22 protein-coding genes and 8 pseudogenes are annotated in these 25,081 nt (G+C 68.8%); 16 read left to right on the top strand and 14 right to left on the bottom strand.

Translation table 11 applies throughout. From position 1 onward, the window contains the following. The first annotated feature begins 197 nt into the window (after positions 1–197). The 6 genes and pseudogenes from ABZ818_RS32840 to ABZ818_RS32815 all read left to right on the top strand — a co-directional run bounded on the left by ABZ818_RS32840 (position 198) and on the right by ABZ818_RS32815 (position 2,660). Positions 198–737 carry a winged helix-turn-helix domain-containing protein gene (locus tag ABZ818_RS32840; RefSeq protein ID WP_361422752.1) on the top strand — a complete coding sequence of 180 codons (540 nt, stop codon included), beginning with the start codon at positions 198–200 and terminating at the stop codon, positions 735–737. Further along, positions 734–1,276 (top strand): transposase, encoded by a 543-nt coding sequence (locus ABZ818_RS32835; protein ID WP_361422749.1) that lies wholly within the window; start codon positions 734–736, stop codon positions 1,274–1,276. Before ABZ818_RS32840 ends, ABZ818_RS32835 begins: the two co-directional genes overlap by 4 nt. Before the next feature lie 19 nt (positions 1,277–1,295). Further along, positions 1,296–1,601, top strand: a pseudogene (locus ABZ818_RS32830) (Tn3 family transposase); the annotation flags it as partial. Continuing rightward, positions 1,601–2,125, top strand: a complete 525-nt coding sequence (locus tag ABZ818_RS32825) for a restriction endonuclease (protein ID WP_361422746.1) — start codon at positions 1,601–1,603, stop codon at positions 2,123–2,125. The pseudogene ABZ818_RS32830 and the gene ABZ818_RS32825, both read left to right, overlap by 1 nt. Positions 2,126–2,128: 3 nt before the next feature. Continuing rightward, positions 2,129–2,308 (top strand): annotated as a pseudogene (locus ABZ818_RS32820) (FAD-dependent oxidoreductase); the annotation flags it as partial. 58 nt (positions 2,309–2,366) lie between these two features. Further along, positions 2,367–2,660, top strand: coding sequence for an FCD domain-containing protein (locus ABZ818_RS32815; RefSeq protein ID WP_361422755.1), 294 nt, complete (start codon positions 2,367–2,369; stop codon positions 2,658–2,660). A gap of 32 nt (positions 2,661–2,692) precedes the next feature. Here ABZ818_RS32815 and ABZ818_RS32810 read toward each other — a convergent pair whose 3' ends face one another. Genes ABZ818_RS32810 through ABZ818_RS32795 form a run of 4 tightly spaced genes read right to left on the bottom strand, consistent with a single transcriptional unit; the run spans position 2,693 to position 6,183 of the window. Continuing rightward, a complete protein-coding gene (locus tag ABZ818_RS32810; protein WP_361422743.1) occupies positions 2,693–3,439 on the bottom strand; it encodes a type 1 glutamine amidotransferase in 747 nt (248 codons plus the stop codon). Further along, positions 3,436–4,179, bottom strand: a complete 744-nt coding sequence (locus ABZ818_RS32805) for an amino acid ABC transporter ATP-binding protein (protein WP_361422740.1) — start codon at positions 4,177–4,179, stop codon at positions 3,436–3,438. Before ABZ818_RS32805 ends, ABZ818_RS32810 begins: the two co-directional genes overlap by 4 nt. 1 nt (position 4,180) lies before the next feature. Next, entirely contained in the window at positions 4,181–5,284 is a 1,104-nt protein-coding gene (locus ABZ818_RS32800; RefSeq protein ID WP_361422737.1) for an amino acid ABC transporter permease, read from the bottom strand. Next, positions 5,281–6,183 carry an ABC transporter substrate-binding protein gene (locus ABZ818_RS32795; RefSeq protein ID WP_361422734.1) on the bottom strand — a complete coding sequence of 301 codons (903 nt, stop codon included), beginning with the start codon at positions 6,181–6,183 and terminating at the stop codon, positions 5,281–5,283. The genes ABZ818_RS32800 and ABZ818_RS32795 overlap by 4 nt, the downstream gene beginning before the upstream one ends. A gap of 186 nt (positions 6,184–6,369) precedes the next feature. Here ABZ818_RS32795 and ABZ818_RS32790 point away from each other — a divergent pair, with 186 nt between their 5' ends. Both ABZ818_RS32790 and ABZ818_RS32785 read left to right on the top strand, forming a co-directional pair. Then, on the top strand, positions 6,370–7,410 hold the full coding sequence (locus ABZ818_RS32790) for a LacI family DNA-binding transcriptional regulator (protein ID WP_361422731.1): 1,041 nt from the start codon (positions 6,370–6,372) through the stop codon (positions 7,408–7,410). Positions 7,411–7,587: 177 nt separating this feature from the next. Then, positions 7,588–7,722 (top strand): annotated as a pseudogene (locus ABZ818_RS32785) (LysR family transcriptional regulator); the annotation flags it as partial. Positions 7,723–7,727: 5 nt separating this feature from the next. On the opposite strand, the pseudogene ABZ818_RS32780 reads toward ABZ818_RS32785, so the two are convergent. Next, positions 7,728–8,081 (bottom strand): annotated as a pseudogene (locus tag ABZ818_RS32780) (gamma-glutamyl-gamma-aminobutyrate hydrolase family protein); the annotation flags it as partial. On the opposite strand from ABZ818_RS32780, the gene ABZ818_RS32775 reads away from it, so the two are divergent. Further along, positions 8,020–8,223 carry a DUF6233 domain-containing protein gene (locus ABZ818_RS32775; protein ID WP_361422728.1) on the top strand — a complete coding sequence of 68 codons (204 nt, stop codon included), beginning with the start codon at positions 8,020–8,022 and terminating at the stop codon, positions 8,221–8,223. The pseudogene ABZ818_RS32780 and the gene ABZ818_RS32775 overlap by 62 nt on opposite strands. A gap of 225 nt (positions 8,224–8,448) precedes the next feature. Here the strand turns inward: ABZ818_RS32775 and ABZ818_RS32770 are convergent, their stop codons facing one another. Beyond that, positions 8,449–9,888, bottom strand: coding sequence for an MFS transporter (locus ABZ818_RS32770; RefSeq protein ID WP_361422725.1), 1,440 nt, complete (start codon positions 9,886–9,888; stop codon positions 8,449–8,451). A gap of 101 nt (positions 9,889–9,989) precedes the next feature. Between ABZ818_RS32770 and ABZ818_RS32765 the strand changes: the two genes are divergently transcribed. Further along, entirely contained in the window at positions 9,990–10,874 is an 885-nt protein-coding gene (locus ABZ818_RS32765) for a helix-turn-helix transcriptional regulator (protein WP_361422722.1), read from the top strand. A 392-nt stretch (positions 10,875–11,266) separates the two neighbouring features. Here the strand turns inward: ABZ818_RS32765 and ABZ818_RS32760 are convergent, their stop codons facing one another. Further along, entirely contained in the window at positions 11,267–11,725 is a 459-nt protein-coding gene (locus ABZ818_RS32760) for a hypothetical protein (RefSeq protein WP_361422719.1), read from the bottom strand. Between the two features lie 130 nt (positions 11,726–11,855). Further along, a pseudogene (locus tag ABZ818_RS32755) lies at positions 11,856–12,086 on the bottom strand (hypothetical protein); the annotation flags it as partial. 17 nt (positions 12,087–12,103) lie between these two features. Between ABZ818_RS32755 and ABZ818_RS32750 the strand changes: the two are divergent. Further along, positions 12,104–12,196: pseudogene (locus ABZ818_RS32750) on the top strand (integrase core domain-containing protein); the annotation flags it as partial. Positions 12,197–12,484: 288 nt separating this feature from the next. After that, complete coding sequence (locus ABZ818_RS32745) at positions 12,485–12,718, top strand: hypothetical protein (RefSeq protein WP_361422716.1); 234 nt, start codon at positions 12,485–12,487, stop codon at positions 12,716–12,718. A gap of 455 nt (positions 12,719–13,173) precedes the next feature. On the opposite strand, the pseudogene ABZ818_RS32740 reads toward ABZ818_RS32745, so the two are convergent. The 3 genes and pseudogenes from ABZ818_RS32740 to ABZ818_RS32730 form a co-directional block, all read right to left on the bottom strand. After that, a pseudogene (locus tag ABZ818_RS32740) lies at positions 13,174–13,922 on the bottom strand (hypothetical protein). Then, entirely contained in the window at positions 13,919–14,407 is a 489-nt protein-coding gene (locus ABZ818_RS32735) for a GNAT family N-acetyltransferase (protein ID WP_361422713.1), read from the bottom strand. Before ABZ818_RS32735 ends, ABZ818_RS32740 begins: the two are co-directional and overlap by 4 nt. Before the next feature lie 182 nt (positions 14,408–14,589). After that, positions 14,590–15,024: a hypothetical protein gene (locus ABZ818_RS32730; protein ID WP_361422711.1), complete on the bottom strand. Its 435-nt coding sequence runs from the start codon at positions 15,022–15,024 to the stop codon at positions 14,590–14,592. 507 nt (positions 15,025–15,531) lie between these two features. Between ABZ818_RS32730 and ABZ818_RS32725 the strand changes: the two genes are divergently transcribed. Together ABZ818_RS32725 and ABZ818_RS32720 are read left to right on the top strand one after the other, a co-directional pair. Then, positions 15,532–19,275 carry a S8 family serine peptidase gene (locus ABZ818_RS32725; RefSeq protein WP_361422708.1) on the top strand — a complete coding sequence of 1,248 codons (3,744 nt, stop codon included), beginning with the start codon at positions 15,532–15,534 and terminating at the stop codon, positions 19,273–19,275. Between the two features lie 279 nt (positions 19,276–19,554). After that, positions 19,555–20,391 (top strand): IS3 family transposase, encoded by an 837-nt coding sequence (locus ABZ818_RS32720; RefSeq protein WP_361422705.1) that lies wholly within the window; start codon positions 19,555–19,557, stop codon positions 20,389–20,391. A 184-nt stretch (positions 20,392–20,575) separates the two neighbouring features. Here the strand turns inward: ABZ818_RS32720 and ABZ818_RS32715 are convergent, their stop codons facing one another. Then, a complete protein-coding gene (locus ABZ818_RS32715; RefSeq protein ID WP_361422702.1) occupies positions 20,576–21,052 on the bottom strand; it encodes a hypothetical protein in 477 nt (158 codons plus the stop codon). A 403-nt stretch (positions 21,053–21,455) separates the two neighbouring features. Here ABZ818_RS32715 and ABZ818_RS32710 point away from each other — a divergent pair, with 403 nt between their 5' ends. Then, positions 21,456–21,869: a hypothetical protein gene (locus ABZ818_RS32710; RefSeq protein WP_361422699.1), complete on the top strand. Its 414-nt coding sequence runs from the start codon at positions 21,456–21,458 to the stop codon at positions 21,867–21,869. Positions 21,870–22,282: 413 nt separating this feature from the next. Further along, positions 22,283–22,564 (top strand): hypothetical protein, encoded by a 282-nt coding sequence (locus ABZ818_RS32705; protein ID WP_361422696.1) that lies wholly within the window; start codon positions 22,283–22,285, stop codon positions 22,562–22,564. Here ABZ818_RS32705 and ABZ818_RS32700 read toward each other — a convergent pair. Further along, positions 22,561–22,701, bottom strand: a pseudogene (locus tag ABZ818_RS32700) (IS1380 family transposase); the annotation flags it as partial. The gene ABZ818_RS32705 and the pseudogene ABZ818_RS32700 overlap by 4 nt on opposite strands. Before the next feature lie 78 nt (positions 22,702–22,779). After that, the gene (locus ABZ818_RS32695) at positions 22,780–24,981 is read right to left on the bottom strand and encodes a LamG domain-containing protein (RefSeq protein ID WP_361422693.1); all 2,202 of its coding nucleotides are present in this window, start codon (positions 24,979–24,981) and stop codon (positions 22,780–22,782) included. Positions 24,982–25,081: the final 100 nt, after the last annotated feature.

The raw sequence follows: 25,081 nt of genomic DNA, 5'->3' as shown, positions 1-25,081 counted from the left end.
CCCTCGCGGAACTCCGCGTCGTACCGTTGGCGCTTCTCTGCCATGACCCCAACTTCCCCTGCAGTCACGGTCTTCACGCTACGAGGGGAACCTCAACTGGGAGGTCCATTGAAACTGTCCACATACTGACTTCGGCGTCTTGAGGTCTCTTCGTCGAACCCGGTGACGGAGCCCACCATGACTGGTACGCCGGAGGCATGCGGTATCCAGACGGGGGCGGGCTGACCGCCGGGCAGCGCAAGCGCCGCGAAGAGGTACGAATGCGGGCCGCGGACCTCTTCGAGGAGAGCATGAAAGTCCCGTGCATCGCCCGGGAGTTACGGGTGAGCGAGAAGTCGGTCTACCAGTGGCGCCGTGCCTGGGAGTCGGGCGGTCGGGAAGGGCTGCGCTCCAAGGGCCCCTCGGGATACGACTGCAGGCTCGGCCCGCACCTGCAGGCCAAACTCGCCGCCTGGCTGGAGGAGGGGCCGGCCTCGCACGGTTGGAGTGATGACCAGGTGTGGACCGCCGCCCGGGTACGCATGCTGATCGGCCGGAAGTTCCACATCTCCTACAGCGTCTCCGGAGTGACCCGGCTGTTGCACCGGATGGGCTACAGCGTGCAGATGCCCGCCCGGCCTGCGACCGAACGCGACGAAGGCGCGGTCACCGCATGGCGGGAGGCGACCTGGCAAGAGGTAAAACCCTCCGGGCGGCGACCGGCGCGTTCATCTGCTTCGAGGACGAAGCAGGCGTGACCGGCCGGCCGCCCAAGGGCCGCACCTGGGGCCGGCGCGGGATCACCCCGACGGTGCGTGTTTCCGGCCGCAGCCGTGGCCGCCTGTCGGTGGCCGGGCTGCTGTGCTTCAGGCCGGGCCTGCCCGCCCGCCTGTGCTACCGGCTGCGACGTCATACTGGCCGCAAGAGCGAGCGTCGCTCGCTGAGCGAGACGGACTACATCCGCCTGCTCGACGGCGCCCACCAGCTGCTGAAGGCCCCGCTGATCGTGGTGTGGGACCGTTTGAGCACCCACGTCTCGAAGACGATGCAGGCGCTCGTGGACGAGCGGGACTGGCTGACGGTGGTCCTGCTGCCTGGATACGCGCCCGACCTCAACCCGGTCGAGGGCCTGTGGGCGCACATCAAGCGGAGCCTTGCCAACCTGGCCGCCCGCACCCTCAGCGAGCTGGAGACCCTGCTCCGCAGCCGGCTCAAGGCACTGCAGTACCGGCACAGCATCCTCGGCGGATTCCTCGCCGGGACCGGCCTCACTCTCGACAGACCGAACGAACCCTAATACGCCGAAGTCAGTAAACTCCGACATGGTGTTCGGCCTGTTCTCCCTGCTCGGCTACAACTTCTCGCCCCGCTTCCGTGATTTGACCGGCCAGAGGTTCTGGCGGGCGGAGATGCCCGGCGTCGACACCGGCGGGTACGGGCCGCTGGAGCCGTTGGCCTGCAACAAGGTGAACCTGAACAAGGTGACCACACACTGGCCGGACATGCTCCGGGTGGTCGGCTCCCTGGTCACCGGCCAAGTGCGGGCGTACGACCTGCTGCGGATGTTCGGCCGCGAGGGACGTCCCACCCCGCTGGGCACCGCGTTCGCCGAGTACGGACGGTGCTCGACGTCCTCCACCGCGACCAGGTGGCGCTGCGTATCCATGACGGCGCGTTCTCCGCGATGGATCTCACCGCCCGCCACCCGCGCACCGGCGAGCTGCTGTCCACCGTGAAGTTCATGGTGCAGACCCTCGCCGCCGCCGGCGAACTCCAACGCGACCTCCAGCGCGAGCTGACCTACGACGGACTGCGCGCTGCCGAGGCGAAAGGCGGCAAAGGCGGGCGCCGCCCGGCCGTTCCGGCCGCGAAGACCGACACCGTTCGCACCGCGTACCTGGAAGGGGGACTGTCGGCGCGGGCAGTGGCCCGGCAGTTGGGGATCTCCCGGAACACCGTGGGGGCGGACGTCGCGGTGATCGTGACCAACGGCAGGGTGACCGCGCCGGCCGTGGCGTTCGCCGAACAGCAGCGGCTGCACGTGGTGGACCGCCAGACGCTCGGGAGGTGGGCGGCGGGCTCGCGCCCGCTGTGGGAACTGCTGCGGGCCGTGCCGCCTCCTCGGAGGCCAACTACCTTGAATTGAGGGGTGGGTGGGCTGGTAGCAGCGCGCCCGTACCTCCCGGACGCCGGCTGGGACCGCCGTGAGCAGGAGTGGATGGGCCCGTGCCCGATGACGCCGGACGGCCTTCCCCTCATCGGGCGCGTCCCCGGCCACCCGGCGGTCGTGCTGGCCACTGGCCACAACATGCTGGCCCCGTCTATGGGACGGCTGGTGGCCGGGCTGCTGACGGGCCGGGCGGACCCGGAACTGGCCGCCCGGTTCGCTGCGGACAGAGCAGCTGAGCGGGCTCGGCGGCGCCCAAGCGCGGAACTGCGCGACCGAGCGCGATCTTCGCGGCATGACGGCCGACCGCGAGGCGTGCTTACAAGCCTTTGCCGCACGCGACGTCGAGGCATTCGTTGTCGCTGATGTCGCCTTTCATCTGAAGGTGACCGCGGCAACAAACAACCCGGTCCTTTCGGACCTGTACGGCAGCCCGGTAGGCACGTTGGCCGAGGCCGGCGGTTGCTCATGCCCGGGTGCTCAAGATGCGCCGAACGCTGATCCCGATCGCTGATCGCCCCGCTGCTCCCGCCGGCCCTGGCATCGTTACTGGTGTTCCCGCTCCGATCGGCGGGCTGTCACGATGCCGCCCCACCGTTCGGCGAAGGCGCCCCACGACGCGCGCAGTTGTTCTTCCTCACGTGCCACGTGAGCGACGACCGAGGCCGGATCGAGGCCCAGGGCGCTCAGGGGACCGATGTCGGAGGTGCCCCAGTCGGCGATGTCGCCGGCCAGCACTTCGGGGTGGAACTGGACGCCCCATACGGCGGCCCCGATGCGGTAGGCCTGATGGGCGCAGCGTTCGCTTGTGAGGAGGGGGACGGCGCCTTCGGGTAGGACGGAAGTCTCCTCCCAGTGCCACTGCACTGCGTGCAGGGACATGTTCGGGTTCGCGAGGGGGGCGAACAGTTCGTCGGTCGAGGCAGAGCGGAGGGGGGCCAGGTCGCACAGGCCCACCTCGGGCCGGTCGGCGTGCTGGACCTTGCCTCCGCAGGCCACTGTGAGCAGTTCCATGCCGAGGCAGATGCCCAGGGTGGGCAGGTCTCGTGCCACTGCCTGGCGCAGCAGTTCGCACACTGCGGGCAGCCAGGGGGCCTGTTCCTCGTCGTACGGGCCCATGGATCCGCCGAGGACCAGGACTCCGTCGTAGGCGTCCAGTTCTTGGGGAAGGGCGTCGCCCGCCCAGGGGCGGCACAGGTCGAGGACCAGTCCCTGTGCGGTGAGACGTTCACCGACCTGGGCCGGGCCCGTGCCGTTCTCGTGCTCCACGACGAGCACGCGTGGCGCGCTCACAGCCGCCCCGCCTCGACGATGCGGCGCAGGAAAGCACGGGTGCGTTCCTCCTGTGGGTCGCCGAAGATCTGCTCGGGGGGACCTTCCTCCAACAGGACGCCTTTATGCAGAAAGCACACTTTGTGTGAAACCTCCCGGGCGAAGCCCATCTCATGGGTGGCCAGCAGCATGGTCATGCCGTCGCCTGCGAGTTCACGGACGATGGCGAGGACTTCGGCGACGAGTTCGGGGTCGAGGGCGGAGGTGATCTCGTCGAGGAGCAGGGCACGCGGCTGTGTGGCCAGGGCGCGCACGATGGCCACGCGCTGCTGTTGTCCGCCGGAGAGCTGATCCGGCATGCGGTCGGCCTTGTCGGCGAGGCCGACGCGGGCGAGGAGTGTGCGGGCCCGCTCCTCTGCCTCGGCGCGGGGCATTCCCGCTACCCGTATCGGTGCGAGGGCGACGTTGCGTAGGACGTTCATGTGCGGGAAGAGGTTGAAGTGCTGGAAGACCATGCCGACATCGCGGCGAAGCCGGTCCACGTCGGTGCCGCGGCCGGTCGCGACATCGCCGCCGACCCGTATCTCGCCTGCGCTGATGTCTTCCAGGCCGTTGATGCACCGCAGCAGCGTCGACTTGCCGCTGCCGGAGGCGCCGATCAGGGTCACCACCCGGTGCTGTTCGACGTCCAAATCGATGCCACGCAGTACCTGGGTGTCGCCGTAGCTCTTGTGCACCGCGTCGATCTCGATGAATGCCATGTCAGGCTCCCTTGCCGCGCCGCTGCTCCCGGGCGACCAGTCGGTCCACCAGTCGGGCCTGTGGGATCGTGATGAGGACGAAGAGGGCCGCGACCACGGTGACCGAAGATAGGTTGAAGTGGTTCGATGCGAAGATCTTCGACTGGTTGAAGGCGTCGATCGTGCCGATGACGTTCACCAGGGCGGTGTCCTTCTGCAGGCTGATGAAGTCGTTGAGCAGCGGCGGGATGACGCGACGGGTTGCCTGGGGCAGCACCACGTGTCGCAGTGTCGCGCTCTGGGAGAGGCCGAGGGAGCGGGCTGCGGCGCTCTGGCCCGGGGCGATGGACTCGATGCCGGCCCGGAAGACTTCGGCGACGTACGCGCCGTAGGTGAGGGTGAGTGCGAGGATCGCGAACCAGACCGGGCTGAGTGAACTGAGGAGGGGCACTTCGGCGAGCGGCAGTCCGAAGCCGATCAGGTAGATGATGATGATCGCCGGGACGGCGCGGAAGCCGTCGATGTAGGTGGTCGCCAGCAGGCGCAGCGGGCGGCCAGCCCGGCCCGGTGCCATCCGGGCGAGGGCCAGTGCCAGTCCCCAAGCGAGGATCAGGACCTGCGCGACGACGGCGATGAAGAGGTTGGTGCCGAAGGCGGACGCTGTCTCCTGGAAGCTGATGCCCATGACGCGGCCGTCGAAGAAGGTGCGTTGGACGGCACGGTCGTTGGTGCACAGGAACCAGACCACGCCGAGCAGCACCAGGGCGGCCAGGCACCAGCCCAGGGTGGTCCAGGCGTCTTCGCGCGCCTCGGATGAGGCCCGGCGGGCATCGGTCCGCCGCTGTTCGGTCCAGGCCGCGGCGGCGGTACGTGCCGAGCGCACCGCTCGCAACGCGGGCCTGAGCAGAGTAAGCACCGCGGCGGCCACCACGACGGCGCCGAGGACCACCGAAGTGCCGGCACCGGGCAGTACCCGGCTGACGGACGCGGCGGTGACGGCGGTCAGCGCCGCGGTGGCCAGGACGGCCGCCACCGCGGCGGCGGCGAGCGGCAGGGCCGGCCGGGGCGGCGCGCTCTTCGACGGCTCGCTGCGCTCCGTCGTCAACAGGCTGGAGGTCACGGTCACTTGGCGCTCCAGTGCGGGATCGTCTCCGGGTCCCCGCCGAAGGCCTTGGCCAGGTAGGTCGAGGAGAGCTGGGCCAGCGTTCCGTCCTTCTTCATCGCCTCGATGGCCCCGTCGAGGGTGGAGGCGTTCGCGCTGCCCTTCGGGTAGAGCGCTCCGTACGATTCCCCGGTCTCGTACTGGCCGATCACTTTGAGCTTGCCCTGGGATTCGTGTGCCTTGCCCAGCACGATCGCGACATCTGTGAGCCCGGCGTCGATCTGGCCGGCCTGGACGGCGGCCTGCAGTTCGACGTCTCCCGCGAACACCTTCGGCGGCTTCTTCGGGTGCAGGTGCTGGTTGACGAAGTCGGCGCCTGTGGTGCCCTGCTTCACACCGAGTTGCATGTCCGCGATGTTGTCCTGGGTGACCTTGGAGCCGGACTTCACCAGGACTCCGATGTTGGAGGCGAAGTAGGGGGCGGAGAAGTCGACGACCTTGCGGCGGGCGTCGGTGATGGAGATCTCCGCGAGCGCCAGATCGAAGTTGCGGACCTTGCCGGCGACGAGGGCGTCGAAGGACACGTTGCGCACGGTGAGTTTGGGCAGGTCGGCCCGGTAGGCGAGGTTCGCGGCCATGCAGTACTCGTAGCCGCTGTCGATCTGGCGGACGGTGTCACCGTTCCACCAGCCGGGGCTGGGCAGGTCACCGACGACGGTGAGGGTGTCCTTCTCGACGGTCTTGAGGTGGATCGAGCCGCGGACACCGGTCACCTTGCACTGGCCGTAGCTGCGGGACCCCTTGGAGTCGGTGGTGTGGGTCGTGGAGTCACCGTCGCCGGACACAGAGCCGCCGCAGGCGGTGAGGGCCGCGAGCAGTGCGGCGCTGAGTGCGGGCACGGCGAGGGTACGGATGGTGCGCATGGAGCTCCTAGGGGAAGGGCCGGGGAACCGGTAGTGCGCTACAGTGCCCAAAGCGTTTTGGGTACGTCAATAGCCCGAGGTCAGAGAAACAAAAACGTTTTGGTCTCCGGAGGGCGGGAACAGGGGCTCTTGGGGCACAGACGCCCGAGGCCGCACCGGGGACGACAGTGGAGGGTGAGAGTGGGCATGACCAGCCGCAAATCGACACGAGCCAAGGGGCAGAGTCGGCGCATCGGCATCCGCGACGTGGCGGAGGCGACCGGCCTGTCCATCACCACCGTGTCCCACGCCCTGCGCGGCAAGGGCCAGATCGCCCCAGCCACCCGCGACCGGGTGCGCCGCGCCGCAGAGGAACTCGGCTACCGCCCCGACCCCATCGCCCGCGGCCTGGTCTCCGGACGCACCGGCATCCTCGGACTCGTCGTCGGCCATATGTCGGACCGCCCCTGGGCCAGCACCTACCGCCCCTACTACGCCGCATTCTCGGCGGGTGCCACCATGACCGCCGTGGAACGCGACTACGCCCTCGTAGTCGTCCCCGGCGACCCGGTCTCCGGCCTGTGGGCACGCGTCCCCATGGACGGACTGATCATCGTCGACCCCGTGCAGGAGGACCCGTTGCTCGCCGACTGCGCACGCCGCGGCATGCCCGTGGTCACAGACGGACGCCCCATCGACCCGGGATACGACGGCGTCCCCACCGTGGAGAGCGACCTGGAGCACGGCATGGCCGAGATCCTCCGCCATCTGCGGGAGTCCGGCGCCGCCCGCATCGGCCTCCTCTCCGGCCCCGAACCCGACGCCTACACGCAGGACTGCGAGCGCCTCTACCGCCAGTGGTGCGCTGAGACCGGACAAGCTCCCCTCGTCGAAAGCCCCACGGCATCGGAGGAACCCGTGGAAGCGGCCCTGCGTCTGCTGTCCGCCCCCGGCCGCCCCGACGCCGTGCACGGCCTCAACGAAACCTACGGCCAGGCGCTGGTCGTCGCTGCCCGCCGGTGGGGGCTTGCCATCCCTGACGACCTCATGATCAGCGTGATGCGGGAAAGCGACCAGTCGGCCGGCGCCACCGACTGGGACGTCTCCCTGACCGCCCTCAGCCTGGACGCCCGCCGCCTGGGCGCCGAATGCGTGACGACGCTGATCGACGTACTCGACGGCAAGGAGCCGAACAACGTGGTCGTCCCGTGCACGGTGGTTGTACGCGGGTCCACACGCCGCGGCTGAGCACAGCACCGCCGTTCATCGGCCGCCCGCCCACGAACTGCGGCCAGGCCCTCCTCCCACGTGACGTCGTAGCGGGACCCGGCCATGCCTAGCTTCTCCAGCTGGGCGGCGCGGTTGGCGACCGGGGTGTCGCGGGTGTGGAAGCGCCGGGCGCCGTGAGGGAGGAGCCCACAGCGCCGCCGCCTTGTGGAGGTACCGGTGGAGGGCCTGCGCCTGCGGCGCGCGCTGCCGGGCGTGTGGCCGACGGGACATCGGCCCACGGGCCCGGCGCGCGACCTGCTCGCTTTGACGCGCAGGGGCAGTCCCAGCGCCGGGACTCAGCCCCCCGACTCCGCGCGCACCAGCGCGGTCATCAGCCGTACGTCCTCGCCCATCTCCGGATGTCACTGCACGCCCAGCACGAAACGGTCGCCGGGGAGTTCGACCGCCTCCACCGTGCCGTCCGCCGCATGGGCCGAGGCGCGCAGACCCTCGCCCAGGCGGGCCACCGCCTGGTGGTGGTACGTCGGGACGTACGTCTCCTCCGCCACCACGGCCGCGTACCGCGTGCCGGCCACCGGGGTCACCGGGTGGGAGCCGAAGACACCGACGTCCTCGGTGTGGCCGTCGATGTGCTGGACCAGGGTGCCGCCGAGCGCGACGTTCAGCAGCTGCATGCCGCGGCAGATGCCGTTGCACGTCGGCGGCTGCCACATGGCAGGCAAGCGACGGAAGGGTGTGCCGCGAGACGTAGCGCTGCGGGCTCTCACCGAGGGCGTGCAGGCGTGTGGGCACTGCCGGCCCGACGCGGAGTTGGGCTTCCTGGACGGCTAGGGCATTCCCGGCCCCGCCCCGGCCGTGGCGGCCGGGCGTCACCGTCGCGGCTCGCCCGCGCGCGTGGAACGGTCTCATCAGTTCCACGAACGACATGGGTGACCTTTTCGAGCGCGCAGGGCCGTCGTGAGGCGGTGGTGATCTGCCAGCCGGAGTCCGTGGTCAGGTGTCGTGTGACGGCGCCGCCGACAACGCCGGTGGCGCCGACGACCAGGACATGACGGTTCACGCGAGGGCTTCCTTACGGGTGGCGGGCAGGGCGAGGGCGAAGATCAGGGCTGCGGCGACGCAGCCGGCGGCGTTGACGGCCAGGGCAACCTCGACGCCGTGGAGGACGTGGCCTGCGGTGGTTGCTCCCGCTGCCGTGGCGACGGCGGACATCACCGGCGTGCCCAGGGTGATTCCCACCTGCTGGCTCATCGTCGCCAGCCCGGTGGCCAGGCCTTGTTCGGTGTCGGGGAGACCTGAGGTCGCGGTCACCATGAATCCGACGATCGCGACCAGGTTGGCGATGCCACCCAGGAAGGTCGCCGCCAGCAGCACGGCCAGCCAGCCGGCGACGTCGTCGAGGAGGACCAGGGGAACGGTGGCCGCGGCCTGGACGACGAACCCGGTCACGATGGCCCGCCTGCCGCCGATCCGGCCGATGACGCGGGGCGCGACCAGACCTCCCAGGACCGTTCCGATGCCGAGGACGGCGAAGGCCAGCCCGGCCTGCAGAGGCGTGAAACCGCGTACCTTCTGCAGGTACAACGTCAGCAGGAACACCACCGACGTCTCGGTCGCGAAGGCGAGCACACCGGCGAGATTTCCCCAGCCGACGGAGCGACGCGCCAGGATGCCGAGGGGGACTAGGGGCTGGGCGACGACACGCTCGGTGAGCACGAACACGGCGAGCAGCACGGCGGCCGCCACGAGCGACGCCCAGCAGTGCGGGTCTGCCCAGGAACGTTCACCGGCCTGAGTCAGTCCGTACACGCCCGCGATCAGCGCGAGCGTCACCGTCACCGCCCCTGGGGCATCGAGGCGGACCCGGTCGTGGCTCTGGCTCTCCCGCAGGACCGCGGGGCCTGCAACCAGCACGAACGCCGCGACGATCACGTTGATGAAGAAGGCCCACCGCCAGCTGATCAGGTCGGTCAGCAGGCCACCGGCGATCGCCCCCGTGGTGAACCCCGCCGCCATCAGGGCGCCGTTGAGGCCGAGCGCCCGCCGGCGCATCGGGCCCTCGGGGAACGAAGTCGTCAGCAACGACAAGGCGGCCGGTGTCACCGCTGCCGTGGCCAGCCCCTGGACGACGCGGGCGAGCAGGAGCATCCACGGCACGTCGGCCAGACCGCCCAGCAGCGAGGACACGCCCAGCAGGGCGATGCCCGCCAGGAACTGGCGCCGTCGGCCGAACAGGTCGGCACAGCGTCCGAAGAAGAGCGTGAAACCGGCGGCGCACACGGCGAAGGAGGTCGAGATCCACTGCAGGTCGGCCAGGGCGAAACCGACCTCGGCGCCGATGCGCGGCAGAGCGACGTTCAAGATCGAGAAGTCGACCGCGAGCGTGAAACTGGCGGTGAGCAGGACGAACAATGCGACCTGGTCGCGGCGACGGACAGCGGTCGGGCCGTCCTGCTCGGCCGGGACGGCGCGGGTGGCTGAGGATTCCGTGGTCATAGTCCGACCCTCGGCCCGAGAACCCGGCTCAGCCAGCACCCGCTGCTTGGTACCCCTGACAGGGGCAGCCACAAATCCGGCGGATCCAGCACACTGAAGTCATGCCAGCACACCTTCAGCGCGCCGCGAAGACCAACGAGCTCGGTGACTTCCTGCGCACCCGGCGCGCGGCGGTCAGACCGGAAGACGCCGGCATCGCCACCTGGGGCCCCCGTCGCGTGCCCGGGCTGCGCCGAGAAGAACTGGCCCACCTCGCGGGCATCTCCGTCAACTACTACACCCGGCTCGAGCAGGGTCAGTCGGCCAACGCCAGCGACGCGATCATCGAAGCCCTCGCCCGGGCCCTGCATCTCGACGACGCCGAACGCACCCACCTCCACGCCCTGGCCCGCCCCACCACGGCCAAGCCACGCAGAACGGCCCGCGCCGAGACACCAACCTCCGGAGCCGTCCACCTGCTCGCGTCCATGCCAAACGTCCCGGCACTCCTCCTCGGACGACGCAACGACGTCCTCGCCTGGAACCCCCTCGGCCATGCGCTGCTCGCCGGCCACCTCGACCCGTCGGCCCCGGAACAACCCGCGACGCGCCCCAACCAGCTACGCCTGCTGTTCCTCGATCCCCACACCCGCGAGCTCTACCGCAACTGGGCCGACGAGACGGCACTGGCCGTCTCATCCCTGCGTTACACCGCCGCCGACTATCCCGACGACCGGCTCCTTGCCGAGCTCATCGGTGACCTGTCCATCAACAGCCCCGAATTCGCCCGCCTGTGGGCCAGGCACGACGTCCGCCTCTGCTCCAGCGGCACCAAGCGACTGCACCATCCGCAAGTCGGCGACCTCGACCTCCACTACGAGGTCCTGCACCTCCCCGACAGCCACGGCCAACGACTCCTCACCCACACCGCAGTCGAAGGGTCGGCCGCAGCGGACGCACTCAGCCTCCTGCACTCGACGCCCAACATGTCCACGCTGACCGGGTAGGACGTCACCAACGTCATGGCCCGCAACAGCCAAGTGGACCGCACGCCGCCGGCGCCCAAGATCGGGTCCTGCTTTCGGAGCCCGAACAGATGGCAACTGCGACACCCGTCATCCACTGGGAACCCTGCCGCCGACAGAGTGTGTTTCATAGGTGGTCGCCTGTGAAACACCCCGCCGGGCGGCAGTCCACCTGCGACGATCATGTTTCATGAGTTGTTGCAAACGGCTGGACGCCTGAAACGCCCACATGAAACGGGCCGGAGTCGTGAGCGACGACTTCAAGCGCGTGGAATCGCGCAACTGCCCGATGTCCACCTGCGCAGTCCCCGCGGGCTCCCCCTGCCGCACACGTTCGCAACAAACCGAGAAGCAGGATCTAAACACGAAGCCTGCTAGTCCAGCGGCCTGTCCCGCTCGACCTTGATTTCGTCGAGCGCGGAGAGGTGGCCTGATGGTGCGTAGGGTGCGCCGGCGATGCCCCAGTTCTCCCGGGGGTATTCACGCAGCAGGACCCAGACGCGGGCGAGATTCTCCGGAGTCAGGGGCGCGCCTTCGATCTGCAGCGTGAGCTTGGTCAGGTCGCGCATGGTGCCCTGCTTGGCCCGGTCGTCCAAGAGGCCAGCGATGGTGTGCACCCTGAACCGGTAGCGGGGCTTGGTGGGTTCCTGACCACCGACCAGGAACTTGTTGGCTGGCAGTTCGTTCGCCAGCGTCCAGGCGATGGCACGGCCGTGCTCGGTGTCGGGCACCTTCTCCCACCACGTGAGTGTCTTGGTGGCGCGGTGGAGAAGGTCACTGACCTGGGGTTCGGACAACGAGCCCTCACGGTAGGAGAGTTCGATCATGGGCATAGAGGAGATCCTGCCTTTTGGGGTTTGGGCCGCGAGCCGGTGGCCGGGGTGCCAGGGGAAAGCAAGGTCATCGGTATTGCATACGGGTCCACCGGACGCGATTCAGCTCGGACTTGCCGGCTTGCTGATCGCCCGAGGCGAGGGTGAGGGCGATCGCGAGTGCGGCGGCGGTGGCGCCGGTGCGACGCGGGTCGCGCACGGTGTTGCGGGCGGCGAGGGTGCCGTGCACCGGCGCCAGGCGGGTGAGCAGCGGCTCGAGCAGGGCGACGAACGGCCGGGACAGCAGCGGGATGAGGACGATCGCTCCGGTCAGGGCGAGGGCCACGCCGAGGCCGATGACGGCCCGGGCGTCCTTCCCTCCGGCGAGGGCCCACGCTCTCCGAGGTCGAGCTGGCCACCGCCGAATGGGTCGACTGGTACTGCCACCGCCGCCTGCACGGTGAGATAGGGCACATCCCTCCCTGGGACAGCTCCCTGAGCGACCTACAGCCGGCCAATCCACCCTGCCCGACCGGCCCTGACAACGACTACCTTCCGGACCCGTGCGTCCTGCACCCTGAGCGCGTCACCGACTACCCGAACTGGGACCTCCCGGACGAGGTCGCCGACGCGCTCGAAGTCAGGTTCGAACAGCTGGAGGAGGAATCCGGCTGGTCTTACTGGTCCCACCTCTCCGTGTCGGACGGCGTCAAGGTCGGCGGGTACCCGACGTGGACGCAAGAGCCTAACTGGCCGACGTGCCCTATATGCAGTGTGTGCATGGAGCATCTCCTGACGATCAACAGCTCAGAGTTCGACGGCGAGAGCTGGCGCACGTGGCTGCCCGTCGAGGACACCCCGGCCACGGGAACTATCTGGGACCTTCCTTACGAACAACGCACCGAGATCCAATGCCCCCCTGGGCTCACGCTCGGCGACATGGGCGGCATCTACCTGTTCGAATGCACCAGCTGCCCCGACAGGCCCTTCGCCTACCGCTCAGACTGTTCTTGACCGCGCGCGGCTTCAATCAAAGGGCCATACCGGTGCCCGCGAGCCGTCGATCACTTCGGGGCGGTACTGCAGCATCTTGTGCTTGCGTTTCACGGTTCGGGTGATCTGGCCGAGGTCGGCTGCGGCGAGGTTGCCGATGTCGCGCTGACCAGCGACCAGATGCCCTCCTGAGGGTTGAGGTCTGGGGCGTAGGTGGGTAACTGGAACACGGTGTACCGCTCGTTGTGCGGGACCAGCTGGTCGGCAGCTCGCTCAACATAAGTCCCCCTGTAGTTGTTTCGCTTCTCGAGGCCGTCGCTACCGGGCGATGGTGTCTGGGCGTGTCCTTGTGGGTCAGTTGCCACCCAGGAATTCCTCGGCCTGGCTCCGCAGATTTGTGGGGGCGGCGGTCCCGGCCGGGGTGCGTATCAGAGGAGGTTCTGAGCCGCTTTGCCCGATTCGACTGTTGGCTCGGGTCAGGAGGGCTGGTGGGCCGGGGAGTCCGGGTGGGGCCGCATCAGTAGCAGGTCCTCGCCCCAGGCGTCCAGAACCGCCGCGTGGCCGGCGGCCCGGGCAGCCGCCTCCTCCTGGGCGAAGAGCCGCTGCTGCGGCGCCACTTCGCCGGTCGCGGTGATCCGGGCGACGGTGTCCAGCAGTGCGGCGCTCTTCCAGCCGGGCAGCGGGAACCGGTCCAGCTCCCAGGTCAGGTACTTGTTGTAGGGGCGCGGTCGGCGGTCCAGGGTGAAGAGCAGGTCGAGCAGGAATCCGACACTGCTGGCCGCGTCGAGGTGGCCGGCGAGCGGGTTGCCGTCGCGGTGGTTCTTGACCGAGCGATAGAGCGATTTGGCGTAGGCGTCCAGCAGGGCGGCGCCGGACCGGTATGCCTCCTCGGCGCCGAGCCGCCCCATCGCGGCGACGATCCGGGTGACCTCCCCATCGCGGCGGTCGACCAGCACCCGGGAACGGGCGAAGACGTACCGCTCCCAGTCGGCGGGCCGGCGGAACCGTTCGAGGGTGGTGACGACCAGGTCGAGCCGCGCGGAGCGGTAGCCGTCGAGCGCGCGGCCAGCCCGCTCGCCACGTCGTCGGCGAGGATGACGTAGAGGTCGTGGTCGGAGTGACGGGTAGTCATGCCGTCGTGGAACCTGGAGCCCTTGAGGGCAAGCCCGACGACGGCCGGGTCGGCCGTCGCATCGGCGACGAACGCCGCGAAATCCAGCGTCACGCCAGATCCTTGCGCATCAGCGTGCACATCGTCTTGTACCGCTGGAGCGAGCCGTCCTCGGCCTCCACGTCCCAGGAGTCGAGCTCGCGGCTGAAGGCCCGATAGCTCAGGCGTGAGTAGAGGGCGCGGGCGCGCGGGTTGCTCTCCTCGACGCTGAGTTCGGCGCGGGTCAGGCCACGGGCGCTGATCCGCTGCTCGGCGGAGCGGATCAGCAGCGTGCCGATCCCGCAGGACTGCAGAGCCGGGTGGACGCTGAGTTGCCACAGCGTGCCGGCGCCGGGCTTGACCGTGTAGTCGATGCCGCCGACCGCCACCGGGAGCCCGACCGGCGTGCACACCGCCAGGTAGTCGATCTCGCCCGCCTCGGCGCGGCGGATCTGGTGGACGAGCTCACGCACGTGCTTGGGGGAGCCGGCCCAGATGCAGGACGGCAGGTCCGCGTCGGTGAGACCGCGCACCGACAGGTGCAGCCTGATCTCGGTCATCGCCGCATCCCTTCGACTCCAACAGCGGCCGTCTCCCATTTCAGCAAGCCGGTCCGCGTGCCGTCCAAGGGGTTTCGGACGGCCCCGACGTCAGCCGGACGGGCTTGCGTTCGCGACTGGGGCCGGGCGTCGGCCAGGTTCGGGGCGTCCGGGGCAGCACCGTGAAGCCCGTGGGCGGGGCGTCAGCCCGACTCAACCGTCGGCTTGGACAGGTGGGCTGGTGGTGCGGAGTTGCTCGGGCGGTGCTGGGCGAACAAGCCGGGTTCGGGCTCGGCGAGGACGCCGAGGCTGACCAGGCGCTTGAGCTTGTGCCTGTTGCCCTCGATGTTCTTCGGCATGAAGACGAGGTCGAGGCGCTCGCACAAGTCGCGGGCGCGCATCGGCCCGGCGGCGTCGGCGAAGACGGTGTGGATCTGCTGGCAGGCCGGGTGGTCCGGCAGGGCTGGCGGCGGATCGGTCAGCTCCGGAGTGGTTGGCGATAGGGCGAGAAGCGTCTTGCGGGTCACCGCCAGGTTCTCCATCTCCTCGTCGAGTTCACGCAGGCGCGCGGTGAGCTCGTCGATCTGCGTGCGGAGCTGTTCCGCGGTGGTAGTGGCTTCGTAACTGGCAGGCGACACCGTTTATCGCCGAGTTTGGACAGCGCTTGGCGATCACAGGGGCGGAAAATGTCGATGAGAACTGACACCGGTCGGGGGTGGGGCCCTTCCTCGGCACCGTGATGATGGCCGGCAGCAGGAGGGTGTCAAGGTCGTTCGTCCTCGGCTTCGCCTGCGGGCGCCCCCACCTTGACGCCCCCCTGCTGCCGGCGAATGCGGCACCTATCGAGGAAGGGCAAGGTGCGAGGTCAGCCTGCGGCGTCCTGGGCCGCGGACCAGACCGGTACGCCCACGCGTGCACCTCGTCCAGACCTGTCGCACCCAGCATGCAGCGCTGCTCCTCCCCGAGCGTCGGTTCGCCGTGCCGTGGCGGGAAACGGCCACGACGTAAACCCGCCGCGCCCCCTCTTCCCTGTACGACTTCTGTGTCTGCCAATGTGGCGCCACCGCAGCACCAACTTCAGCCGGGTCTACGGCCTTTGTGCCGTATTCACCTGCATTTTCACCTGGGGAGAGGGAGAACGAACGATGCGCGCGATATCGCGTACGGCCTCAGCGGCGGCAACAGCCGTCGTCCTGGCCGTCACCGCGGCTGGCCCGACCGTGGCCGGAACACGGACGGACACCACGAGGCCGCTGGTCGGCAGTGAGGCAGCAGCGAAGAACGGCGCGGGCTCCGTCGTCACCCTCGTCACCGGCGACCGGGTCATGGTGACCAAGGACGGCTCGGGCCACAGCGTGGCGACCGTGCTGCCCGGTGAGGACGGGACCGCGCCGCTCGTACAGACCCGGACGTCGGGCAAGAACCTGTACGTCTACCCGGACGGCGCCGTCAAGGCGATTGCCGACGGCCTCGTCGACGACGAACTCTTCAACGTCACAGGGCTGATCCGGCAGGGCTACGACGACGCGCACAGCGAATCGCTGCCGCTCATCGCCACGTACGACAAGTCCGTGGACGTGGAGAGCGACGTGCCCGCCACGCCGCGCGGTGCCGAGGCCGGACCGGTTCTGGAGTCCGTCGACGGCGTCGCCCTGAAGGCCGACAAGAAGAAGGCCGCCGCCTTCTGGGCCGACATCACGAGCTCGAAGTCCCGCGCCGGCGGCGACCTCAAGAAGCTGTGGCTCGACGCCAAGGTCAAGGCCCTGCTCGACAAGTCGACCAAGCAGGTGCACGCCGACCAGGCCTGGGCCGCCGGGTACGACGGCAAGGGCACCAAGGTCGCCGTCCTCGACACCGGTGTCGACGCCGAACACCCCGACCTCAAGGGCCGGATCGCCGAGGCGAAGAACTTCACCGACTCGGACGACACCGACGATCACCACGGACACGGCACCCACACCACGTCCACCGTCGGCGGCACCGGTGCCGCCAGCGACGGCAAGAAGAAGGGTGTCGCCCCGGAGACGACGCTCCTCAGCGGCAAGGTCCTCAACGACTGGGGCGAGGGCGCCACGTCGTGGATCATCGCCGGCATGCAGTGGGCCGTCGACCAGAAGGCCGACGTCGTCTCCATGAGCCTCGGCAACCCGTCCGAGCTCGACTGCTCCGACCCGATGTCGCAGGCCACGCAGGAACTCGCGCAGTCCGCCAAGGACACGCTCTTCGTCATCGCCGCGGGCAACTCGGGCCCGGGCAACAACACCGTGTCCTCGCCCGGCTGTGTCCCCGAGGTCCTCACCGTCGGCGCCGTCGACCGCGACGACTCCACGGCGTACTTCTCCAGCCGCAGCCCGGTCCAGCGCACCCACACCCTCAAGCCGGAGATCGCCGCCCCCGGCGTCGCCATCTCCGCCGCCGCGGCCGGCGGCCGGGGCGTGTACGCGTACCAGTCCATGAGCGGTACGTCGATGGCCACCCCGCACGTCGCGGGCGCCGCCGCCATCGTCAAGCAGCGCCACCCCGACTGGACCGCGCAGCAGATCAAGGCCGCGCTCATCTCCTCCGCCAAGACGGACATCCCCGGCGACGTCCGGGAGACCGGCGGCGGACGCCTCGACGTGAAGGCCGCGATCGACCAGACGGTACTCGGCGCCGACGCCGTCCAGGGCGGCACCTTCAACTGGCCGCAGAGCACCGCCGACCGCACCACCGTCCAGGTGCCGTACACCAACACCACCGACAAGCCAGTGCAGTTGAAGCTCGCCGTCGACCGCGTCACCGGCAACGACGGCTCCACCGTGACGACCCCGGTCGCCAAGATCGGCGAGCGCACCGTCACCGTCCCGGCGGGCGGCACCGTCAAGGTCCCGCTGGCCATCGACCCGAGCGCGCAGCTCAAGGCCGCCCAGTACGGTGACGTCACCGGCCGTATCCTCGCCACCGGCCCGGACGGGGTACACATCAGCACGCCGTTCTCGCTGTACGTGCAGCCCGAGACCATCACCCTGAAGGTCAAGGTCATCGACCGGCAGGGCAAGCCCGCCGGCGGCAGCACCTCGATCGACGTCATCGGCACCGACACCGCCACCGGCGAGCGCCGCTACAACTCCGCCGAGACCGAGCAGACGTACCAGCTCCGGCCCGGCGCCTACTTCCTCTCCAGCTTCGTGGAGACGCGCACCAAGGACGGCACCGCCGCCGACTCCGCGACCTTCCTGGGCCGCCCGCAGGTGGACATCGCCAAGGACACCACCGTCGTCCTCGACGCCCGCGACGCGCACCGGCTCGACATCCGCACCGACCGGCCCAGCGAGGTCCGCGGCGCCAGCCTCGGCTTCGCCCGCACCTGGGACGACAACTGGCTGCACGCGGCCACCATCCAGGGCGGACGCGGCCTGAACAGCTACTACGCCGACGTCCAGGGCCAGGCCAAGGACGGAGACTTCGAGTTCGACAGCTTCTGGCGCGCCGCGGCGCCCCAGATCTCCGAGCTCGCCGTCGAGGGCGGCCCCGTGCTGCACCCGACGACCGGCTCCACCAGCTCCGTCAACCTCGACGGCACCGGCTCCGCACAGATCGTCGACGCCAAGTCCGGCACGCCCGCCGAACTGGCCACGGCCAAGGGCAAGCTGGCGCTCGTCAAGCTGGCCGACCGCAACGCCCTGAACACCATCGCGCGGGACGCCGCCAAGGCGGGTGCCAAGGGCCTGATCCTCTACCGCGAGGCCGCGGGCCGCTGGTTCCCGAGCGTCGGCTTCACCGGCGGACCGCTCCCGGTCCTCGCCGTCGAGACCGCCGAGGGCACCCACCTCGCCGCCCGCATCGCCGCCGGCGAGACCTCCCTGCGCTGGAAGGCGACGGCCAAGAGCCCGTACACCTACACCCTGGCCTTCCCCGAGGACGGCCAGATCCGCTCCGCGCGCACCTACCGGGTCGACGACAACGACCTCGGCACCAGCACGACGACCTACCGCGCCATGGGCAAGACGGCCGACTACGTCGACTACCCCTCGGTCGTCCGCTCGAACGGCCTGTCCGCGAGCTTCGTTGAGCTGGCCACTGTCCCGGCCCCGTTCATCCGCACCGAGCTGTACTCGGCCGGCACCGGCTTCGGCCAGCTCGTGTCGAGCAGCTTCCCCTGGGGCGAGTTCATGATCGACCCGGTGCGCACGTACGAGAAGGGCGAGAAGCGGTCCCAGGAGTGGTACGGCGGGGTGGTCGCCCCGACGACGCCGCTCGACGACGCCGGCAAGCCGGTCCTCGCCGCCGAGCGCCAGGGCAACCTGATCGGTGTCGCCCCCGGCTTCTGGGGTGACGGCGAACACCTGGGGATGCAGGGCGGGTTTGGCGACATGGGCAGCATGACGCTGGAGCGCGACGGCAAGGTCATCGGCCGCAGCTCCTGGCCCTCCGGGGTCTTCACGGTGCCGGCCGAGGACGCCGCGTACGACCTGACCATGCGCACCATGAAGTGGGACAGCAGCGGGGTCTGGAACCGTTCGTCGGAGACCTCGACCACCTGGTCGTTCCGCTCGCACCTCGACGAGAACGTCTACTCGCAGGGCATCCCGCTCCTCTTCCCGCACCTCACGCTTCCGGAGGACGGCATGAAGACGCTTCCGGCCGAGGGCGGCCAGAAGCTCGGCCTGACGGTCACCGGCCACACCGGCTACACGCCGGGCGAGCTGACCAAGGTCGCCCTGTCGTACTCGTACGACAACGGCCAGACCTGGACCGAGGCGAAGACGGCGCAGAGCGACGGCGCCTGGACGGCGACCGTGGACCACACCGGCGCCACCGGCAAGCAGGTCACGGTCAAGATCGCCGCGACCGACTCGAAGGGCAACTCGGTCACCCAGACCGTGAACCGCGCGTACGACGTGCGCTAGTTCGACGAGTCACCTGAACCGGTCCGCCGGGCAGCCTTCCCGTGGAAGTGGGGCTGTCCGGCGGACCACTCGAAAGACCGAGGCTCCCGCCGAAGACTGACCGCGCCCCCGGCGTGCCGATCGAGCGGGCAACACCGGGGAACGACGGTCACCCACGGACAGCACGCAGCACCACGGCCCCCGACCGATTCACCTGGTTAGAAGCCGTTCAACTGCGCGCTGGGTGCGGGATTTGAAACCCACGGTGACTCGCGCCACGACGGTTTCAAGACCGTCGCGGTGTCGCGCTCGAAACCCCATCTGACCTGGCCGAAGACACTTTTGCTGAGACACGGTCAGGCGCGCTCGGCAAGAAAGACGGCCGATGACGCCCTGGCCCACGAGATCACCGTGCTGCACGTCGCCTCCAAAGCCACCTACGGGGTGCCGCGCATCCACGCCGGGCTACGCCGGCTCGGACACCGCGTGAACCGCAAACGGATCGAGCGCGTCATGCGCGAACGCGGCATCAGCGGTGTCACACGGCGCAGGCGCAAGGGCCTGACCCGCCCGGCCAAAAGAGCGGTGCCCGCCCCGGACCTGATCGGCCGCGACTTCACCGCGACCGTGCCGGGGCTGAAGCTGGTCGGCGACATCACCTACATTGCCACAGACGAGGGCTGGCTGTATCTGGCGACCTGGCTGGACCTCGCAACCCGCGAGATCGTCGGCTACTCGATGGCCGACCACCACCGCGCCGGCCTGGTCGTGGACGCGCTGAAGATGGCCGCCGGACGCGGGCAGCTGCAGCCCGGATGCATTGCGCACTCGGACCGCGGCAGCGAATACACCTCCGACGAACTCCGACGTGAAATAGGCCGGTTGGGACTGCGGCAGAGCATGGGCCGCACCGGCTCATGCTTCGACAACGCCGCCGCCGAGTCGTTCTTCGCACTGCTCAAGGAGGAGATCGGAACCCGCCGCTGGCCCGACCGAGCCAGCGCCCGCGCGGACATCTTCGCTTTCGTCGCGACCTTCTACAACCGACAGCGCCTACGCCGCCATCCACGCTGGGGCTACCTCACCCCACTGGAGACCCGGCAGCGCCTCGAACAAGAACACGCCCTCGTGGCGTAAGCATCGAGTGTCCAAGATCACGGGGAAGCTTCACTCACGAGGCGGGGACCGTAGCTCACACCTACCCAGCGCCGGGGCATCAGCGCATAGGTGACTGGACCAAGTCCTAGCTGCTCACACCGGTGAACTCTGTGAACGCAGCTGTTCCTGAGTAGCCGACCAGGAAACCGATGAGGACCCCGCCTCAGAAGTCCTCCACGGTGATGAAGGACTGTGCCTCGGACTTCCGCGCAGCGAAGACGATCGCGGCCGTGCTGAGGATGACGGCGAGCACGAGTGAACCGATGGCCGTTCCGAGATGCTGGTGGAACAGGAGGCTCAGGCTGTGGGCGTCCTGCAGCGAGCGGCCAGCACTTCCCACCGCACCGCCGAGCACGCCACCGGACATGACGTTCCACAGCGCAGCCTTGAGAGGCACCGTGAGGGAGGTGGTATTGGAGAAGACCCGCCGGCGGGCGGGTTCGTTGCCCTGCCCATTCGGCAACGTGTCTGGGCCGATTGCGGGGGGAGCCGGTGTTAGCTCATAGATGACGGTGTCCTGCAGATGGTAGCTGGCCGGAATGAAGAACGGGCTGCGGCTGGTGCCGAGGCGGATAGTCCAGACGTCGGTGCAGCCGGGTTCGACTTTCGGTCTTGGGCGGGGCGGCCTGGCGGCGAGCACCGCTTTATAGGAGTTCGAGCGCAGCCCGTTCCCAAGGCCGCCGTTCGCTGACGCGAGAGTCGGACAGGGACGCTGATGTACGCCTCTGTCCGGCGTCGTTGATCTCCGGCAGCTCAGCGGGTGGCGCGGAGCCGGAGCCCTTACGCGACAACGGTGCTTTGCCCACCAGGCCCGCGAAGGCTGAACGCCATGGACGCCTGGGCCGCGGGTGGAGGAGCGCCGTCCGCGACGACGCCTCTTCCGTGTCACTCGTCTGCACCGTCGGAGGCGACGGCGAGCAGCCGTCCGCTGAGGCTGGGACCTGACACAAGTGCGGCGCGCTGCCTGTTCGGGAGCCGACCGGGCAGACGGGATCGCGGCACGGCGGACACACGCTGCCGAAGGAGGGAGAAGGTGTCGCCGCATGTCACACCACACCGCGATGGCGCCGGAGGCCACCTGGGTGGCCAGGTGGGCGGGAGCTCTGCTGTGTCTCGTGGTGGCCGCCATCCATGTCGTGGACCAAGGCGGCATCACCACGACGAGAGACCCCTACTATGTCGGCGTCGCCTACCACGTCCTGGAGATCGCGGCCGTGGCCGCCGCCGTGCTGCTCCTCATCGGCCTCGTCCGACTGGGATGGCTGCTGGCAGCCGGGGTCGCCATCGGCCCCCTGCTGAGCTACATCTTCTCCAGGGGGACGGGACTCCCCGACTACAGCGACGACATCGGCAATTGGACGGAACCGCTCGGGCTGGTCAGCCTGGCCGTCGAAGGAGCCCTGCTCCTTTTGTCAGTGCCGCTCTTCGTGCGAAGCCTGCGCCGCAGAACCTACTAAAGCCGCGCCGAGCAGCTCGTACTCCTCAGTGTGAACGGCGCGCCCCACGCTGTCCATCACGCTTAAGCGCGCGCAGGCCGTCACGAAGGTTCGTGTACTCCAGCGCGGCGGCTATGCCAGAACCGATCCAGCGCAGCACACGCAGCGCAGCGTCCCCCAAGTCGCGCACGATCTTTCTCTCCCCAACAGATCAGTAGCCTGGCAAAGCTACCAACCTTGAGCACCCCCGCACGGCCCAGAGACGGCGAGTGGGGGTGTCGCGGTGCGCCCCTCGATGCGAACTACGGGCGGGGCGGTCGCTAAGGTCTGTCGACCTGGCCAACGGGATGTGCGTGGAGGTGCTCTCGAGGCGCAGCGAGACCCTGGCGACCTGGCCGTCACCACCCCGGACGACCTTCAGAAGGAGCACATCGGTGGAAGCGGAAGACTGGTGTGTCGTCTTTCTGGCTTTGTTGGCCCTTGCCGGTGCTTTTACGCGGGTGAGTCAACCGTGGCGCTACAAGCTGGTCCTTCCCGCTGGATCACTGGGCGTCCTGGCGGTTGGGGTACTCATCGGGAATGCCGACTGGAAGTGGTACGGAATTCCCTTCCTGCTCATTGCTGCCGGAGGAATACTGGACGGCCTGTGGATATCCGGAATTTGGCGCCCCGGACGCAAAAGCTTCCGATCGAACGGAAAACGGCGTCGACAGTAGGGGCGGAGCCGCAGTCGGCGGGGCTCCCAGAGCCGGGTGGCGCCGGTCAGGGCGAGCGGGGGCATCCAGGCGAGCAGGTCCAGGGCGATCTGGATGATCTCGAGCCAGATCTGGTTCTGCGCGGTGTCGTGGGGGGGGGTGCCCCAGCCTCAGCGAATTGGCGCAATGGCCGCCCGCCAGACGGCGGGTGGCCATTGCGCCAATGCAGGCGTGCGCTAGTTGGCGACGGTGACGGCGACCGAAGCCGTGGTTACGTGGCCCAGGGAGTCGGTGACCGTAGCGCTCAGGGTGTGCGCCCCGTTTTTCACCTTGGTGGTGTCGAGGTTGTCGTCCAGCTCGCCGTTTGCCGGCTTGACCGTATTCACGAGGCCCTTGCCGTCCAGGCGGAGCTGGTACGATTTGAGGTTCGCGCCGGCAACCTCGGCCGCGACCTGAGTGGTGCCGCTCAGCACAGCACCGGCCGTGGGGGCCGCGAACGCGACGATCGGGGCATCCGTCAGAGTGAAGTGCCGCGTGGTGACGTTGCCCGCGATGTCCGTGACAGTGATCGTGTTGTCACCGAGGACCGCGTGGTAGGAACCGGGGCGGATGTGGCTGAGCCCTACCACCGGCGCGCTCGGAAGCACAACCGGGAAGCCGTTCACGCTCACCTGGCCGACGCCGCCAGCGTCGCGCATCACAAAGGAGACAGCCTGGTAGGTGCCGTCGAAGCCGACGTTCATCCCCGGGTTGTCGTTGAGCGAGATCGTCGGCGGGGTGCCGTCGAGCTTGAAGGTCAGCGGGACGATTTCACCGGCGGCAGTGTAGAGCTTCAGCTCGTTGGTGCCCTCGACCGAGCCCAGAACGCCCGGCTTCACGCCGTTGAGGTCGTAGTCGACGACGTTGTTGACGTCAGTCATGACACCGTTGATCGAGAACTTGTCCACCAGCGTGGACGCGTGCAGAGCGAAGTCCACGGAGCTGTACACGCCGGCCGAGCCGATCGAGGTGTCCTTGATCGTGATGGTCGGAGCGTGCTGAACGCCCGGGCTCCCCAGGTAGAGGTCCTTGACCTCGGCAGGGTACAGCGCCCGGTCGAAGAGGAAGAACTCGTCGATGTCGAGGACGTTGCCGATGTTGTAGTGCCCGGTGCCCTCGTTGCCGATCATGGTGCTCAGCGCTGTGAACGGCTGACCGGCGAACTTGGCGATGCTGCCAGAGCCCGACTGCACGCCGTCGATGTACAGGGTGACGGTCCCCGCGGCGCGATCGACCGTGAAGGCCACCTGGTGCCAGGTGCCGTCCGTGATGGGCTTGGCCGTGGTGTAGTCCACGCGGCCCACACCGCCGGCGTTGATGTTGAGCACGATGTTGCTCGTGCGGGTCGAGAACACGAAGCCCGGGTTGGAGCCGCTATTCCAGTCCTTGTTGCCGAAGATCGACGGGTCACTGCCGGTCTGCGTGGACCGGACCCACGTCGCCATGGTGAAGCTGTAGTTCGCCGGGTAGCTCGAGAGGTCGTCCAGACGAACCCATGAGTTGGTCGAGTTGAAGTGCGCGGCCTGGCCGAACTTGCCCTGGACGTAGGAGACGTCGTTCGCGGTCGTCGCAGCCCCGGTGGTGCTGTTGGCGTTGCCGTCGAACGGGAGGTAGTAGTGCAGCGAGGTCGAGAGCGCATCGGGGAGGTTCAGCGGGTCCCCGCCCGGCAGACCGGCCTGGTAGTCGGCCTGGACCTGCGCGGCGCTGATGGCCTGGTCGTAGAAGTTCACGTTGTCGAACAGCGCGTCCGTCTGCGACGCGTAGTTCAGGGCGCCGTTCTGACCGATCGCGAACGGCAGGCCCGAGTCGAGGTTGTCACCGGTGGCGACGGTGGTCGTCGCGCCTGAGTGCTTGCCGTCCACGTACCACTTCGCGGTGCTGGCGGCGCGGTCCACGACCGCCGCCACGTGGTGCCACGCGCCGACGGTGGGCGCATTGCCCAGGGTCACGTGGACACCCTGTGTGCCGAAGCAGCCGAGCAAGGAGCCGTTGCTGCCCGAGGCGTTGTAGGTGGCGAAAGCGTTGTCGCTGCACGAGCCGCCGTGCTGGTTGGCGAAGAGGTAGGCATCCCCCGTGTACGAGTTCTGCTTGATCCAGAAGTCGTAGGAGAAGCTGCCGCTGGCGTCGGTCTTGCCGGCGATGCGCGGAAGCGTGATCTGGTGGCCGGCGGAGACGTGGGCGGCCTGACCGGACAGTCCGGGCGCGTAGGCGGGGGTGCCGTGCCAGGTGCCGTTGTTGCCGTTGCCACTGGAGTCGGTCGTGGTGGTTCCGGAATCTGAGTCGAAGGTGTACGACACCACCGGCGCAACGAGGCCGGACGCGGATGCCGCATGGGCAGCGACCGCGCCACCCACAGCGAAGGAACTCAGGCCGGCGACGGCCAGAGATGCCGACAGCACGGTCGTGACTGCGCGTCTGACGAATCTGCTGGCGCGGAACCGCGACCTCGCGAGGAGGGCTTTGTGGGACATGTGAGTTCATCTCTTTTCGAAAGATTGC

This window comes from Streptomyces sp. NPDC047453 (assembly GCF_040643155.1).
Lineage (GTDB): Bacteria > Actinomycetota > Actinomycetes > Streptomycetales > Streptomycetaceae > Streptomyces.
The sequence above is the reverse complement of the archived record's forward strand: the minus strand, read 5'-3'. Positions and strand labels throughout refer to the sequence as shown.

Bases quoted from the DNA above. Each gene is read 5' to 3' on its own strand.
- ABZ818_RS32840 (WP_361422752.1), top strand. From the start codon at position 198: ATGCGGTATCCAGACGGGGGCGGGCTGACCGCCGGGCAGCGCAAGCGC.
- ABZ818_RS32805 (WP_361422740.1), bottom strand. From the start codon at position 4,179: ATGGCATTCATCGAGATCGACGCGGTGCACAAGAGCTACGGCGACACC.
- ABZ818_RS32795 (WP_361422734.1), bottom strand. From the start codon at position 6,183: ATGCGCACCATCCGTACCCTCGCCGTGCCCGCACTCAGCGCCGCACTG.
- ABZ818_RS32790 (WP_361422731.1), top strand. From the start codon at position 6,370: ATGACCAGCCGCAAATCGACACGAGCCAAGGGGCAGAGTCGGCGCATC.
- ABZ818_RS32775 (WP_361422728.1), top strand. From the start codon at position 8,020: ATGTGCTGGACCAGGGTGCCGCCGAGCGCGACGTTCAGCAGCTGCATG.
- ABZ818_RS32770 (WP_361422725.1), bottom strand. From the start codon at position 9,888: ATGACCACGGAATCCTCAGCCACCCGCGCCGTCCCGGCCGAGCAGGAC.
- ABZ818_RS32765 (WP_361422722.1), top strand. From the start codon at position 9,990: ATGCCAGCACACCTTCAGCGCGCCGCGAAGACCAACGAGCTCGGTGAC.
- ABZ818_RS32760 (WP_361422719.1), bottom strand. From the start codon at position 11,725: ATGCCCATGATCGAACTCTCCTACCGTGAGGGCTCGTTGTCCGAACCC.
- ABZ818_RS32745 (WP_361422716.1), top strand. From the start codon at position 12,485: ATGGAGCATCTCCTGACGATCAACAGCTCAGAGTTCGACGGCGAGAGC.
- ABZ818_RS32735 (WP_361422713.1), bottom strand. From the start codon at position 14,407: ATGACCGAGATCAGGCTGCACCTGTCGGTGCGCGGTCTCACCGACGCG.
- ABZ818_RS32725 (WP_361422708.1), top strand. From the start codon at position 15,532: ATGCGCGCGATATCGCGTACGGCCTCAGCGGCGGCAACAGCCGTCGTC.
- ABZ818_RS32710 (WP_361422699.1), top strand. From the start codon at position 21,456: ATGTCACACCACACCGCGATGGCGCCGGAGGCCACCTGGGTGGCCAGG.